The 13,922-nt window shown below is 73.6% G+C and carries 10 protein-coding genes; all 10 read right to left on the reverse strand.

Going from position 1 to position 13,922, the window contains the following annotated elements; translation table 11 throughout:
• On the reverse strand, positions 1 to 1,178 hold a 1,178-nt coding region (ftsZ, locus tag ABWI04_RS38160; RefSeq protein WP_353835419.1), incomplete at its 3' end, for a cell division protein FtsZ.
• A gap of 342 nt (positions 1,179 to 1,520) precedes the next feature.
• Positions 1,521 to 2,288: a cell division protein FtsQ/DivIB gene (locus ABWI04_RS38165; protein WP_353835420.1), complete on the reverse strand. Its 768-nt coding sequence runs from the start codon at positions 2,286 to 2,288 to the stop codon at positions 1,521 to 1,523.
• A 133-nt stretch (positions 2,289 to 2,421) separates the two neighbouring features.
• A complete protein-coding gene (gene murC / locus ABWI04_RS38170) occupies positions 2,422 to 3,861 on the reverse strand; it encodes a UDP-N-acetylmuramate--L-alanine ligase (RefSeq protein ID WP_345175489.1) in 1,440 nt (479 codons plus the stop codon).
• Positions 3,858 to 4,952, reverse strand: coding sequence for an undecaprenyldiphospho-muramoylpentapeptide beta-N-acetylglucosaminyltransferase (murG, locus tag ABWI04_RS38175; protein ID WP_089312300.1), 1,095 nt, complete (start codon positions 4,950 to 4,952; stop codon positions 3,858 to 3,860). The genes murC and murG overlap by 4 nt, the downstream gene beginning before the upstream one ends.
• Positions 4,953 to 4,992: 40 nt before the next feature.
• Entirely contained in the window at positions 4,993 to 6,249 is a 1,257-nt protein-coding gene (gene ftsW, locus ABWI04_RS38180) for a putative lipid II flippase FtsW (protein WP_345175490.1), read from the reverse strand.
• A 2-nt stretch (positions 6,250 to 6,251) separates the two neighbouring features.
• Positions 6,252 to 7,685, reverse strand: a complete 1,434-nt coding sequence (gene murD / locus ABWI04_RS38185; protein ID WP_353835421.1) for a UDP-N-acetylmuramoyl-L-alanine--D-glutamate ligase — start codon at positions 7,683 to 7,685, stop codon at positions 6,252 to 6,254.
• Positions 7,667 to 8,725 (reverse strand): phospho-N-acetylmuramoyl-pentapeptide-transferase, encoded by a 1,059-nt coding sequence (mraY, locus tag ABWI04_RS38190; protein ID WP_353835422.1) that lies wholly within the window; start codon positions 8,723 to 8,725, stop codon positions 7,667 to 7,669. Before mraY ends, murD begins: the two co-directional genes overlap by 19 nt.
• Entirely contained in the window at positions 8,722 to 10,119 is a 1,398-nt protein-coding gene (locus tag ABWI04_RS38195) for a UDP-N-acetylmuramoyl-tripeptide--D-alanyl-D-alanine ligase (RefSeq protein ID WP_353835423.1), read from the reverse strand. Before ABWI04_RS38195 ends, mraY begins: the two co-directional genes overlap by 4 nt.
• Positions 10,116 to 11,690 carry a UDP-N-acetylmuramoyl-L-alanyl-D-glutamate--2,6-diaminopimelate ligase gene (locus ABWI04_RS38200; RefSeq protein WP_353835425.1) on the reverse strand — a complete coding sequence of 525 codons (1,575 nt, stop codon included), beginning with the start codon at positions 11,688 to 11,690 and terminating at the stop codon, positions 10,116 to 10,118. Before ABWI04_RS38200 ends, ABWI04_RS38195 begins: the two co-directional genes overlap by 4 nt.
• An 81-nt stretch (positions 11,691 to 11,771) precedes the next feature.
• Positions 11,772 to 13,469 (reverse strand): peptidoglycan D,D-transpeptidase FtsI family protein, encoded by a 1,698-nt coding sequence (locus tag ABWI04_RS38205; protein ID WP_446678591.1) that lies wholly within the window; start codon positions 13,467 to 13,469, stop codon positions 11,772 to 11,774.
• Positions 13,470 to 13,922 lie beyond the last annotated feature (453 nt).

Raw genomic sequence — 13,922 nt, forward strand, 5'->3', positions numbered from 1 at the left:
GCGGGCGCGGGACGGTCGGCCTCCGGCCGCTGCTGAGCTGGGGGCGGGGACGCGGCGGCGGCCTGCGCCACCGACTGCTGCTGCGCGGTCGGCTGCGCGCCCGGCGGCTCGGACCGCCCGACCCGGCTGGGGATCGGGTTGGCCGGCGCGGGCGGGGACGCGGGCGGCGGGACGGGACGCGGGGGCGGAGGCAGCCGCTTGCTCTCCGGCTCAGGGACCGGCTTGGCCGGACGCCCCTCGTCGAAACCCGCCGCGATCACCGTGACCCGGACCTCGTCGCCGAGCGCGTCGTCGATGACCGCGCCGAAGATGATGTTGGCATCGGGCGCCGCCGCGTTGGACACCAGCTGCGCCGCCTCGTTGATCTCGAAGAGCCCGAGGTCGGAGCCGCCGGAGATGGACAGCAGCACGCCGTGCGCGCCGTCGATGCTGGCCTCCAGCAGCGGGCTGGAGATCGCCATCTCGGCGGCGGCGACCGAGCGGTCGTCGCCGCGCGCCGAGCCGATGCCCATCAGCGCCGAGCCGGCGCCGGACATCACGGACTTGACGTCGGCGAAGTCGAGGTTGATCAGGCCCGGGGTGGTGATCAGGTCGGTGATGCCCTGGACACCGGACAGCAGCACCTGGTCGGCGGCCTTGAAGGCGTCCAGCACGCTGACCTGCCGGTCGGAGATCGACAGCAGCCGGTCGTTCGGGATGACGATGAGGGTGTCGACCTCGTCGCGCAGCGTCTCGATGCCGGCCTCGGCCTGCATGGCGCGGCGCTTGCCCTCGAAGCTGAAGGGCCGGGTGACGACGCCTATGGTCAGCGCGCCGAGCGAGCGGGCGATGTTGGCGACCACGGGCGCGCCGCCGGTGCCGGTGCCGCCGCCTTCGCCGGCGGTGACGAACACCATGTCGGCACCCTTGAGGACCTCCTCGATCTCCTCCCGGTGGTCCTCGGCGGCCTTGCGGCCGACGTCGGGGTTCGCCCCGGCGCCGAGGCCCCGGGTGAGCTCGCGGCCCACGTCCAGTTTCACGTCGGCGTCACTCATCAGCAGCGCCTGGGCGTCCGTGTTGATCGCGATGAACTCGACGCCCTTGAGTCCCTCTTCGATCATCCGGTTGACGGCGTTGACGCCGCCGCCGCCGATGCCGACGACCTTGATGACCGCGAGGTAATTCTGCGGTGCTGCCACGACGAGGGGCCTTTCCGCTCTCTCCGACCGCCCTGCCCGATCTGCCGACCGTGCCGTCGCGGTGTTCCCGACCTGTATTCCGACTGTGCTTTGAGCTGTGTTTCGCTCTGTGTATCCGAGCTGGGTGTTCGAGCTGGTTTGTGAAGCCTCGCTGTGAAGCCGTCTGCTGGCGGGGGTAAACCCTCACCCTCAACTTGAGGCTTACAGTTATGTCAACCTGAGGACTGATACGGACAGTAGGGCGGCCTTACCGCCAGGGTCAACTAACCTCCCCCGAACTCCACCGGCGTGTCGCGGACCGCCCGCCTTCGCAGGTCCCCCGGCCCGGCCGCCCGAGCGGGCTCATTCCGTCTTGAGGACCTCCGGCGAGCTGACATCGACGGTGCGGACGGCGCGCCCCGCCGCCGTCCGCCGCACGGCGTCCAGCAACCTGATCTTCTCGTCTGCCCGTTCGGCGGCCCCCCACACCACCGTCTGGCCGCCCGCCATGTAGAGGGTCACCTCCTCGGGACCGCTCGCCTCCACCTCGGTGAGCTTGCCGCTGAGGCGTTCGGGCAGCGCGGACAGCACGGTGAGCGCCGCCAGGGTCGCCCGGTCGGACGGCCCGGGCGAGGCGACCGTGAGCGCGGGAAGCCCCGCCGGGCGGGCCTCCTCGTCGGCGACGGTCACGCCGTGCCGGTCGAGCAGGTGGTAGCCGTCGCCGTCGCGGAACACCGCGATCGGCTCGCGCTCCCGCACGACGATGCGGACCGTCCCCGGCCAGCGCCGCTCGATCGCCGCCGACTCGACCTCGCGCAGCCGCTCGACGCGGTCGCGCACCGCGCCCGTCCTGAGCCGCACCATCGGCGTGCCGAGATCGATCCCGGCGGAGGCCACCACCTGGTCGGCGGACGCGAGGCGGGTGCCCGTCACCTCGACGTGCCGCACCACCAGCAGCCTCGACCCGAGCAGGACCCAGGACACCGCGCCGAGCGCGCCGACCACCAGGAGGGTGACGAACACCACCTTCCAGCGGTTCGCGCGGGCGCGCCCGTCCGGCGCCGCGGTCTCCGTGTCCGGATCGTGCTCCGGCTCCGGCGACGCGCGGCGGCCCGTCTGCGCCTCAGTCATGCCCCAAGCCTGACAGTGATCCCCGCGCCGGCCGCCGACCCCGCGCGCGACGGCGTGTCACGCCCCGCTCCCCCGAAAGCCGATCCCCCCGACATGCCCGACCCCCTCGGCGAGCCCGATCTCCTGTCGAGCCCTATCGCCCCGACGGGCCCTGCGCCCCGGCGAGCCGTTCCAGGATGAGCGGGCCGAGCTGGGTCACGTCACCGGCGCCCAGCGTGATGACGACGTCGCCGGGGCGGGCGAGCGACGCCGCGATGCCGGGCACCTCGTCCCGCTCGGGCGCGTAGACGGTCTCGGTTCCCGGCGGGACGGCGTCGGCGACCAGCGCGCCGGTGACGCCGGGCTCGGGGTCCTCGCGGGCGCCGTAGACGTCGAGGACGACCGCGACGTCGGCGAGGCCGAGCGCGGCGCCGAACTCGGCGGCGAAGAACCGGGTGCGGCTGTACAGGTGCGGCTGGAACACGGCGACGATGCGGCCCCGCCCGTCCGGCCCCTCGCCCTTCTCCCCCAGGTAGTCGCGGGTGGCGTCCAGGTCGGCGGTCAGCTCGGTCGGGTGGTGGGCGTAGCTGTCGAACACCTCGACGCCGCCCGCCTCGCCCTTGCGCTCCAGCCGCCGCATCGCCCCGCCGAACGCGGCGAGGCCGTCGCGCACCGGCGCGTCGTCCAGGCCGAGGGACCGCGTGACCGCGACGACGGCGGCGGCGTTGAGCGCGTTGTGCCGCCCCGGCACGGCCAGCGTGAACTCCCCGTCGCCCTCGATCTCGAAGCGGGAGCCGAGGCCGCGCGGCGTGAACCCGGTCACGCGCAGGTCGGCGCCTTCGGCCTGCCCGTAGGTCAGCACCGTCAGGCCGCGGGCCCGCGCCCGCTCGGCGAGCTCCATCGCGACCGGGTCGTCGGCGCCGGCGACGAGGGTGCCGCCCGGCTCGATCCGGTCGACGAAGCGGGCGAAGTTCTCCTTGACCTTCTCGAACCCGCCGTAGTTGTCGAGGTGGTCGGCCTCGACGTTGGTGACGACCGCGATGTTCGGGGTGTACATGAGGAACGAGCCGTCGCTCTCGTCGGCCTCCGCGACGAACGCCTCGCCGGTGCCCTCGTCGGCGCCGAGGCCCGTGGTGACGAGCTGCCCGCCGATGCAGTAGGACGGGTCGGCGCCGGCGTGCTGGAGCGCCACCGTCAGCATCGAGGTGGTGGTGGTCTTGCCGTGCGTGCCGGCGACCGCGACGGCCCGGCGGTCCGCCATCAGCGAGGCGAGCGCGGCCGAGCGGTGCAGGACGCGAAGCCCGCGCGCGCGTGCGGCGACCAGCTCGGGGTTGGTGTCGCGGATCGCCGTGGACACCACGACGGTGTCGGCGTCGCCCACGTGCGCGGCGTCGTGCCCGACGAACACCTTGGCGCCGAGGTCGCCGAGCTGGGTGAGCAGCTCGGAGTCGCGCGCGTCGCTGCCGGACACGGCGATGCCGCGCCGCAGCATGATGCGGGCGACGCCGGACATGCCGGCGCCCCCGATCGCGATGAAGTGGACCCGCCCGAGATCGGCCGCCGGCACCGCCTCCCCCGGGTCGATCAGGCTCATCGGGCGGCGCCCGCGGAGCGGACCACTTCGTAGACCATCTGGGCGAGCGCGACGTCGGCGTCGCGGCGGCCCATCCGGCCGGCGGCCTCCGACATGTGCGCGACGCGGGCCGGGTCGGCCAGCACCGGAAGCAGGTGCCGGGCGATCCAGTCCGGCGACAGCTCGGCGTTGTCGACCAGCATGCCGCCGCCCGCCGCGACGATCGGCTCGGCGTTCAGCCGCTGCTCGCCGTTGCCGATGGGGAGCGGGACGTACACCGCAGGCAGCGCGACCGCGGCCAACTCGGCGCAGGTCATCGCGCCCGCGCGGCACATCGCCATGTCGGCGGCGGCGTAGGCGAGGTCCATCCGGTCGCAGTAGGGGATCGTGACGTACTGCGGGCCGCCGGCCGCGGGCTCGGGCTCCTCGGTGTTCTTCGGCCCGACGATGTGCAGCACCTGGATGCCCGCCTGCCGGAAGTACGGCGCGGAGGCCACGGCGGCCTGGTTCAGCGAGCGGGCGCCCTGCGAGCCGCCGAAGATCAGCAGCGTGGGCAGGTCGGGGAGCAGCCCGAAGTAGGAGCGGGCCTTGTCGCCCATCGCCAGCCGGTCCAGCGTCGCGATCTCGCGGCGCAGCGGGATCCCCACGAAGCGGGCGTTCGGCAGCGGCGAGTCGGCGTGCGAGACCGCCACGTGCTCGGTGAAGCGGGCGCCGAGCTTGTTGGCCAGGCCGGGCTTCGGGTTGGCCTCGTGCACGATGATCGGCACCTTGCGCTTGCGCGCCGCGAGGTAGCCCGGGGTGGCGACGTAGCCGCCGAAGCCGACGAGGATGTCGGCCTGGGCCTGGTCGAGGACGGAGGCCGCCGCGTTGATCGCCCCGCGCAGCCGGCCGGGCACCGACAGCAGCTGCGGGGTGAGCGTGCGCGGCAGCGGCACCGGCGGGATCAGGGCGAGCTCGTAGCCCCGCTGCGGGACGAGACGGGTCTCCAGCCCCCGCTCGGTCCCCAGACAGACGACCCCGGTGTTCGGGTCGTTGCGGCGCAGCGCGTCGGCGAGCGCCAGGGCGGGCTCGATGTGTCCGGCGGTGCCGCCGCCGGCCAGGACAACCCTCATGTCCGTTGACAACTCCTCAGCGTGGTTCGAAGGGGGGATTTCAACGCCGTGCCAGACCCAGCCAGCTTAGAGCCCTCACGACCGGTCCGGGACCCCGTGCGGAGAGTGCCTGCCGCGCGCCGGGCTCGCGCTTGGCGAACGCGAGCAGCATGCCGAGCGCGAACAGGGTCGGGATGAGCGCCGAGCCCCCGTAGGACACCAGCGGGAGGGGGATTCCCGTGATGGGCAGGACGCCGATGACCGCGCCGATGTTCACGATCGCCTGGACCACCAGCCACGCCGTGGCCCCCGCGGCGGCGAGCCGGGTGAACGGGTCCTTCACGCGCCGGGCGATCCGCAGGCCCGCGTAGGTGAGCATCCCGAACAGGCCGAGCACGACGAGCGTCCCGACGAGGCCGAACTCCTCCCCCACGATCGCGAAGATGAAGTCGGTCTCGGCGTGCGGCAGGTAGTCCCACTTGGCGCGGCCCTCACCGAGGCCCGTGCCGAACAGGCCGCCCGAGGCGACCGCGAACAGCCCCTGCGTGCCCTGGTAGTTGGTGGTGAGCTGGTTGCCGGACGGGTCGAGGAACCCGGTGAGGCGCTGCATCCGGTACGGCTCGACGATGATGAGGATCGACACGAGCAGGCACACGAGCCCCGCGATGCCGACGAACAGCCGGCCGGGGGCGCCGACGACCCACAGCAGCGCCAGGAAGATCGTGAGGAGCACCAGCGTGGTGCCGAGGTCGCTGCCCAGCATCACCAGCAGGACGAGCACCCCGGCGCCCGGCATCAGCGGCACCAGCAGCGGCCGCCACTCGGTGAGCTGGCCGAGCCGGTCCTTGCGGGCCAGCAGGTCGGCGCCCCACAGCACCAGGGCGAGCTTGGCCAGCTCGGACGGCTGGATCTGCACCGGGCCGAGGTCGACCCAGCGGGTCGCGCCGCCCGCGCTGCGCCCGAGCCCGGGGACCAGCACCAGCGCCAGCGCGACGACCGACAGCAGAAGCAGCGGGTAGGCGAGCGCGCGGAACGTCTTCACCGGCAGCCGGGACGCCACCCACATGCCGGGCAGCCCGATCGCGACCCACACGGCCTGCTTCTGGAACAGCGTGTACGCCGAACCCGTCGCCTGGAGCTGCTTCACGCTGGAGGCCGACAGCACCATCGTCAGGCCGAGCGCGAGCAGCATCACCGAGCAGCCCAGCACCAGGTAGTAGGAGGTGAGGGGCCGGTCGAGCAGCCCCACGGCGGCGACCACCTGCTCCCGTGGACCCGGACGCCGGGCGGCGCCGTCCTCCCCGGCCGCGGTGGTCATCGTTACCGGGCGTCCCGGGAGAGGCGCTCGACCGCCGCGATGAAGGCGTCCCCGCGGGCCGGGTAGTTGGCGAACATGTCGAAGGAGGCCCCGACGGGCGCGAGCAGCACGGTGTCCCCCGGCCGGGCGAGGCCGGAGGCGTGGGCGACGACGCGGTCCATCGCCCCAGTGTCGGTGTCGGGGACGTCCACCACGGGGACATCCGGGGCGTGTCGCGCGAGCGCCTCGGCGATCCGGTGCCGGTCGCGCCCCATCAGCACGGCGCCGCGCAGCCGGCCGGCGCACGAGCGCACCAGGTCGTCGACGTCCAGGCCCTTGAGGAGGCCGCCGGCGATCCACACGACGCTGTCGTAGGCGGCGAGGGACGCGGCGGCGGCGTGCGGCTGGGTCGCCTTGGAGTCGTTGACGTAGGCGACGCCCGCGACGTCGGCGACGTGCTGGATGCGGTGCGGGTCGGGGACGAACGCCCGCAGCCCCTCGCGGACGGCCTCGGGCGGCGCGCCGAACGCGCGGGCCAGCCCGGCGGCGGCGAGCGCGTTGGCGACGTTGTGCGGCGCGAACGGCCGCACGTCGCCGAGCGCGGCGAGTTCGGCGGCCTGGGTCGCGGGGTCGTCGGTGAAGGCCCGGTCGACCAGCAGTTCCTCCACGACGCCGAGCTCCCCGGGCCGCGGCACCTGGAGGGTGAAGCCGATCCTCCGGGACACGCCCTCGGCGCGTTCGGCGAGCGCCGCGGAGATGTCGTCGTCGGCGTTGTAGACGGCGACGCAGCCCGGGGCGAAGATCTTGGCCTTGGCGCCGACGTAGGCGTCCATGGAGCCGTGCCAGTCGAGGTGGTCGGGCGCGACGTTCAGCACCGTGGCCGCGTACGGGGCGAGGGAGCGGGACCAGTGCAGCTGGTAGCTGGAGAGCTCCACCGCCAGCACGTCGTAGGGCTCGCTCACGGCCTCCACGATGGGAGTGCCGACGTTTCCGACGGCCATGGCCTTGTGCCCGGCGGCGGTGAGCATGCACGCCAGCATCCGCACGACCGTGGTCTTGCCGTCCGTCCCGGTGATGGCCAGCCAGGGCGCCGCGCCCTCGGGGCGGAGCCGCCACGCCAGCTCCACCTCGCCGATGATCTCGATGCCGGCCGCGGCGGCCGCGGCGAGCAGCGGCGCGTCCGGGCGCCAGCCCGGCGAGGTCACGACGAGGTCGGCGTCCGCCGGGAGGGACTCGCCGTCGCCGAGGCGGACCGTGACCCCGCGGGCCTCCAGCTCGGCGGCGTGGCCGCGCTGCTCCTCTCCGTCGCGGGCGTCGACGATGGTGACGCGGGCGCCGCGCGCGGCGAGGACGCGGGCGGCGGCGCGGCCGGACACGCCGAGCCCGGCCACGCACACGCTCTGGCCGTCCCAGGGGCGGCCCTCCCAGGGGCGCTCGTTCACTTCTTCGGCATCCATTCGAGGTAGAACAGGCCGATGCCGATCGCCACGAACAGCGCGGACATCAGCCAGAAGCGCACGACGATCGTGGTCTCGGCCCAGCCCGACAGCTCGAAGTGGTGCTGCAGCGGGGCCATCTTGAACACGCGTTTGCCGGTCATCTTGAACCCGCCGACCTGGATGATCACCGACAGCGTGATCATCACGATCAGCCCGCACAGGATGGCCAGCAGCAGCTGGGTGCGGGTGAGGATCGCCAGGCCGACCAGCACGCCGCCGAGGGCCAGCGAGCCGGTGTCGCCCATGAAGATCTTCGCGGGCGGGGCGTTCCACCACAGGAACCCGAACACGCCGCCGAGCACGGCCGCGGCGACCACCGCGAGGTCGAGGGGGTCGCGGACGCTGTAGCAGTTCGGGACGAGGCTGGCGGCGCAGCTGTTGCGCAGCTGCCAGTTGCCGATGATGACGTAGGCGGCCAGCACCATGCCGGCCGGGCCCGCCGCGAGTCCGTCCAGACCGTCGGTGAGGTTCACGCCGTTGGACATGGCCGCGATGAGCAGCAGCGCCCACACCACGAACAGGTACGGGCCGATCGAGGGGCCGAAGTCGCGCAGGAAGGACAGGTGGGGGTCGGCGGGGGTGACGTCGTAGCCGTTGGGGAAGTTCAGCGACGCGACCGCGAACACGACGCCGACGAGGATGATGCCGATCATCTTGGCGCCGCTGCGCAGCCCGAGGCTGCGCTGCTTGAACACCTTGATGTAGTCGTCCACGAACCCGACGAGGCCGAGGCCCGTCATCAGGAACAGCACCAGGATCCCCGAGATGGTGGGGGCCTCCCCGGTGAACAGGTGCGCGGCCGCGTAGCCGACGAGCGAGCCGACGATGAAGACCGTCCCGCCCATCGTGGGGGTGCCGCGCTTGTTCAGGTGGGCCTCGGGGCCCTCGTCGCGGATCATCTGGCCGTAGCCGAGCCGGTTGACGATGCGGATCCACACCGGCGTGCCGACCCCGACGAAGATCAGCGCGATCCCCGCGGCGATGATGATGTTGGTCATCGGCCGTCCTCCGCGAGGATCGCCTCGGCCACCCGTTCCAGGCCGGCCACGCGGGAGCCCTTCACCAGCACGACGTCCCGCGGCGCCAGCCGCTCCCTGAGCACGGTCACCGCCGCGCCGACGTCATCCACCTGTACGCACTCTCCCGTCCATGACGCCACCTGCCCGGCCCCTTCGGCCATCGCCGCCGCGTTCGCACCGACCACCACGAACCCGGCGATCCCACTGCGCGCGACATGCTGCCCGATCCTGGCATGTTCCGCCACGGACGAGTCACCTAGTTCGGCCATCTCGCCCAGGACCGCGTAGGCGCGGCGGCCGCGGGCCAGGTGAACGAGCACGTCGATCGCGGCGCGGGTCGAGTCGGGGTTGGCGTTGTAGGCGTCGTTCACCACGGTCACCCCGTCGGCCCGCTCGGTGACCTCCATCCGCCACCGGCTGACCGGCACGGCCGCCGAGAGCGCCTCGGCGACCGCTCCGGGCGCGAGCCCCGCCGCACGCGCCGCCGCGGCCGCGGCCAGCGCGTTCGGGACGGCGTGCGAGCCGTGCAGGCGCAGCGCGACCGGCGCCGCGCCCTCCGGCGTCACGAGGGTGAAGCTCGCCCGGCCCTGCTCGTCGAGGGTCTCGTCCTCGGCGCGGACCGCGGCGCCCGGCGAGCGGCCGAACATGACGACCTCGCCCCGCGTCCGGGACGCCATCGCGCTGACCAGGGGGTCGTCGGCGTTCAGGACGGCGGTGCCGCCCGGCGGGACCGCCTCCACGATCTCGCCCTTGGCCAGGGCGATGTTCTCCCTGCCGCCGAACTCCCCGACGTGCGCGGTGCCGACGTTCAGCACGACGCCGACGTCCGGGCGCGCGATCCCGGTGAGGTAGGCGATGTGGCCGATGCCGCGGGCCCCCATCTCCAGCACGAGGTGCCGGGTGGCGGCGTCGGCGCGCAGCACGGTGAGCGGCAGCCCGATCTCGTTGTTGAACGAGCCGGGCGGGTAGACCGTCGGGCCCGCGCCGCTGAGGACCTGCCCGATGAGGTCCTTGGTGGAGGTCTTGCCGGCCGAGCCGGTGACCGCGACGACGGTCACGTCGGGCAGCCGCTCCAGGACGCCCCTCGCGAGCCGTCCGAGGGCCTCCTGGACGTCGTCGACGACCACGCACGGCCCGTCCACCGGGCGCTGCGCGAGCACGCCCGCCGCCCCGGCCGCGAGGGCCCCGGCCGCGAAGTCGTGCCCGTCCGCGCGGTCGCCCTTCAGCGCCGCGAACAGCGCCCCGGGCTCCACCGCGCGGGAGTCGATCACCACGGGGCCGTCCACCACCGGGTCGTCCACCACCGGGTCCGGCGGCCCGTGCCGGGTCCCTCCCGTGATCTCCGCGATCGTCGACAGCGGAAGTGGGATCACGCCTGCGTCCCGTCCCCTCTTGTCCCTTGTCCATGGCGCCGGAGCGCGTCCGCACGGCGCCGGAGCGCGGCGCGCACGACCTCGCGGTCGTCGAACGGATGTACCTCGCCGGCCACGTTCTGGCCCTGCTCGTGCCCCTTGCCCGCGACGACGACCACGTCGCCGCGGCGGGCGCGGCCGACGGCCAGGTCGATCGCCGCGGCGCGGTCGGGCTCCACGACGATGTGCGCGCGCTCCGGCTGCGGCACCTTGAGCCCGCCCTCGACCATAGCGGCAAGGATGGCCAGTGGATCTTCCGACCTCGGGTTGTCGTTGGTGAGGTACGCCATGTCGGCCAGCCGCGCGGCGGCCTCGCCCATGAGCGGCCGCTTGCCGCGGTCGCGGTCGCCGCCGCAGCCGATCACCACCGCGAGGTCGCCCTCGGTGACGGGCCGCAGCGCGTTCAGGACGGCCTCGACCGCCCCCGGCTTGTGCGAGTAGTCGACGAGGGTCACGAAGTCCTGCCCCTCGTCGACCCGCTCCAGCCGTCCGGGGACGCCGGGCAGCGACGCCACCCCGCGGACCGCCGCCTGCAGCGGGATGCCCGCCTCCACCAGCGCGACGATCGCGGCCAGGGCGTTGGCGACGTTGAACGGCCCGGCGAGGCGGACCTCGCCGTCGGCCTCGATGCCGAGGGGGCCGACCACGCGGAACACGCTGCCGTCGGCGCCGACGCGCACGTCCTCGGCCCGCCAGTCGGCCGCCGGGTCCCCGGTCGGGGAGAACGTCGTCGCCGGCACCGTGGCGATCTCCAGCAGCTCGCGGCCGTAGTGGTCGTCGAGGTTGATCACGCCGACCCGCGAGTACTCGGGCGTGAACAGCCGCGCCTTCGCGAGGAAGTAGTCCTGCATGGTCGGGTGGTAGTCGAGGTGGTCCTGGGACAGGTTCGTGAACACCGCGACCTCGTAGCGGGCGCCGCCGACCCGGCCCTGCACCAGCGCGTGGCTGGACACCTCCATCGCGGCGGCGCCGACGCCGCGCTCGCGCATCATCGCGAGCAGCGCGTGCAGGTCGGTCGCCTCCGGCGTGGTGAGCGCGCTCGGCACCCGGTCGCCGCCCACCCGGATCTCCACGCCGCCGACCAGGCCCGTCTCGATCCCGGCGGCGCGCAGGCCCGCCTCCACCAGGAACACCGTGGTGGTCTTGCCGCTGGTGCCGGTCACGCCGATGAGCGTGATGTCGCGCCCGGGCTCCCCGTACACCCACGACGCCGCGTCGCCGAGCCGCGCCCGGACGTCCCCCGTCACCAGGACGGGGAGGCCCGTCGCCGCGGCCCGGTCGTGCCCGTCGGCGTCGGTGAGGATCGCCACGGCGCCGGCCTCCGCGGCCTGGGCGGAGAACTGGGCGCCGTGCGCGCGGGCCCCGGGCAGCGCCGCGTAGACGTCGCCCGGCAGCACGGCGCGCGAGTCATGTGTGATCCCCGTGACGGACACCGCGTCCCATACGTCCTGTCCGCCCTGTTCGTCCGATCCGATTCCGAGGAGCGCCGCGAGTCCGCTCAGCGGACGAGCCGGGTTGGTGGTGGGACGCATGACGTTTCTTTCGTTGCGGACGGTACGGGACTGGTCGGACACGGGTGGTGGACTCACAGGCGAGGAGGGTACTCGCTGCGATCAGTCGCGGGCGCGGATCTCGATGATCGGCGGCCTGCTCCCCGTCGGCGGGATCTTCTCGGACTGAAGCGCGAAGCTCATCACGTCCTTGAAGACCGGTGCCGCCGCATCGCCACCATAGTGGCTCCCGCGCTTCGGATCCTGCAGGACGACCTGCACCACCAGGCGCGGGTCGTCCGCGGGCGCGAACCCGGCGAAGGAGGCGGTGTAGCCGCCGCCGTCGTAGCAGCCGCAGCGCGGGTTGACGGCCTCGGCGGTGCCGGTCTTGCCGGCGACGCGGTAGCCCTTGATCTGGGCCTTCGGGGCGGTGCCCTCCTTCGTCGTGACGCCCTCCAGCATGTCGCTGATCTGCCGGGCCGTCTTGGCGCTGATGACCTGCCTGCGCTCCGGTTCGGGCGCCGGGGTGAACCTGTCGTGCTCCCCGACGGTACCCGCGATCAGGTTCGGCGCGACGCGGACGCCGCCGTTGGCGATCGTCGAGTACACGCTCGCCATCTGCACCGCGTTCACCGAGACCGTCTGCCCGAACGCGATCGGGTACCGGTCGGTGCCCGACCACTTGCCCGGCGGCTCCAGCAGGCCCTGCGTCTCGCCGGGCAGCGGCAGGCCGGTCCGGCGGCCGAACCCGAAGTCGCGCAGCGTCTGGTAGAGCCGCTGCGAGTCGATGGTCTCGCTCGCCATGATCGTGCCGACGTTGCTCGACTTGGCGAGCACGCCGGCGAACGTCAGCCGCTCGGGCTGGTGCGGATGCGAGTCGTGGAACACCACGTCGTACTTTTTGATCTTGTCCGGGACGGTGTAGGGCGTCTGCGGGGTGACGCCGCCGTGCTCCATGACGGCCGCGGCGGTGACGACCTTGCCGGTGCTGCCCGGCTCGTAGGCCTCCTGCACCAGGGGGCTGCCCCAGCGGGACCGGTCGGAGTCGGCGTAGTCGTTCGGGTCGAACCCCGGCGCGGACGCCATCGCGAGGAGGCGGCCGGTGCGCGGGTCCATGACGATCACGGTGCCGCTCTTGGCCCTGCTCGCCCTGACCTGCCGCTCGATCGCCTGCTGCGCCTTGAACTGCAGGTCGCGCTGCAGCGTCAGGCGGACCCCGCGGCCGGGCACCGACGGGCGCTTCTGGTCCTCGCCCATGGGGATGTGCTGGCCCTCGGGGCTGATCTCGACCCGCTGCCAGCCCTCCTTGCCCGCGAGCACGCCGTTCAGCGAGCTCTCCAGGCCGGCGGCGCCGCTCCCCGTGTCGTTCACGAAACCTATGACGCTGGCGGCCAGCGAATCGTTGGGGTATTCCCGGCGGTATTCCGGCAAAGTACCGATGCCGAGGAAGTTCCACGAGCTCACCAGCCGCGCCTGGTCGGGGCGGACCCCGTGCGCGAGGTACACGAACCGCGTCTCGGGCTTGCTGATCTGCTTCAGCAGCGTCGCGGGGTTCAGCCCGAGCGTCGGGGCCAGCGCGTTGACGATCGGCTGCCGCTTGTCCGGCTTGATGAGCGAGGGGTCCGCGAAGATCGCGCGGGCCTCCACCGTCATGGCGAGCGGGTTGCCCTGCGCGTCGGTGATGTCGCCGCGGACGGCGGGCAGCTTGAGCTCCCGCATCCGCTGCAGCATCGCCTGCTCGGTGTACTGCCCCGAGTCGATCGTCTGGAGCTGGACGAGCCGCCCGGCGAACAGCGACAGCACGAACGCGACGACGAGCAACCCGACGTTGAGCCGCTTGAGCGGGTCGCGGCGGTGGAAGGGGACCCGGGACCGCGGGGGGCGGCCGGGCGGCGGGCGCCGTCCGGATCCGCCGCCGGGGCGCGGGCCGCGGGGGCCCGCTCCGTCCGTCTTCGGCCGCGCCGTCTGGGCGTTGCGGGCCGTGCGGCTCTCCGCCGTCGCGCCCCTGGCGGGCGCCTTCTTCCGCGCGGAGCGCTTGACGGCCGTCGCGGCGCCGCCCGTCCGCCCGCCCGGTTTCTCCTTGCCCGCGGTGTCCTTGCGTGCGCGTTCCTTGCGTGCGCCGTCCTTACGTCCGCTGTCCTTGCGCGGGGCGTCTTTGCGGGGGGTGTCCTTGCCCGGGGTCTCCTTGCGGGAGGTGGGGACCGTGCCGCTGCGCGCGGGCCGGCGGGCGCCGCCGCCCTTCCTGCCCGGCCGTCCCGCGCCGTCGGCCCGCCC

Source organism: Actinomadura sp. NPDC000929 (assembly GCF_040492065.1).
Taxonomy (GTDB): Bacteria; Actinomycetota; Actinomycetes; order Streptosporangiales; family Streptosporangiaceae; genus Spirillospora; species Spirillospora verrucosospora.

Coding starts and splice junctions, on each gene's coding strand:
- ABWI04_RS38200 (WP_353835425.1), bottom strand. CDS start 11,690: ATGCGTCCCACCACCAACCCGGCTCGTCCGCTGAGCGGACTCGCGGCG.
- mraY (WP_353835422.1), bottom strand. CDS start 8,725: ATGACCAACATCATCATCGCCGCGGGGATCGCGCTGATCTTCGTCGGG.
- ftsW (WP_345175490.1), bottom strand. CDS start 6,249: ATGACCACCGCGGCCGGGGAGGACGGCGCCGCCCGGCGTCCGGGTCCA.
- murD (WP_353835421.1), bottom strand. CDS start 7,685: ATGGATGCCGAAGAAGTGAACGAGCGCCCCTGGGAGGGCCGCCCCTGG.
- murG (WP_089312300.1), bottom strand. CDS start 4,952: ATGAGGGTTGTCCTGGCCGGCGGCGGCACCGCCGGACACATCGAGCCC.
- ABWI04_RS38165 (WP_353835420.1), bottom strand. CDS start 2,288: ATGACTGAGGCGCAGACGGGCCGCCGCGCGTCGCCGGAGCCGGAGCAC.
- murC (WP_345175489.1), bottom strand. CDS start 3,861: ATGAGCCTGATCGACCCGGGGGAGGCGGTGCCGGCGGCCGATCTCGGG.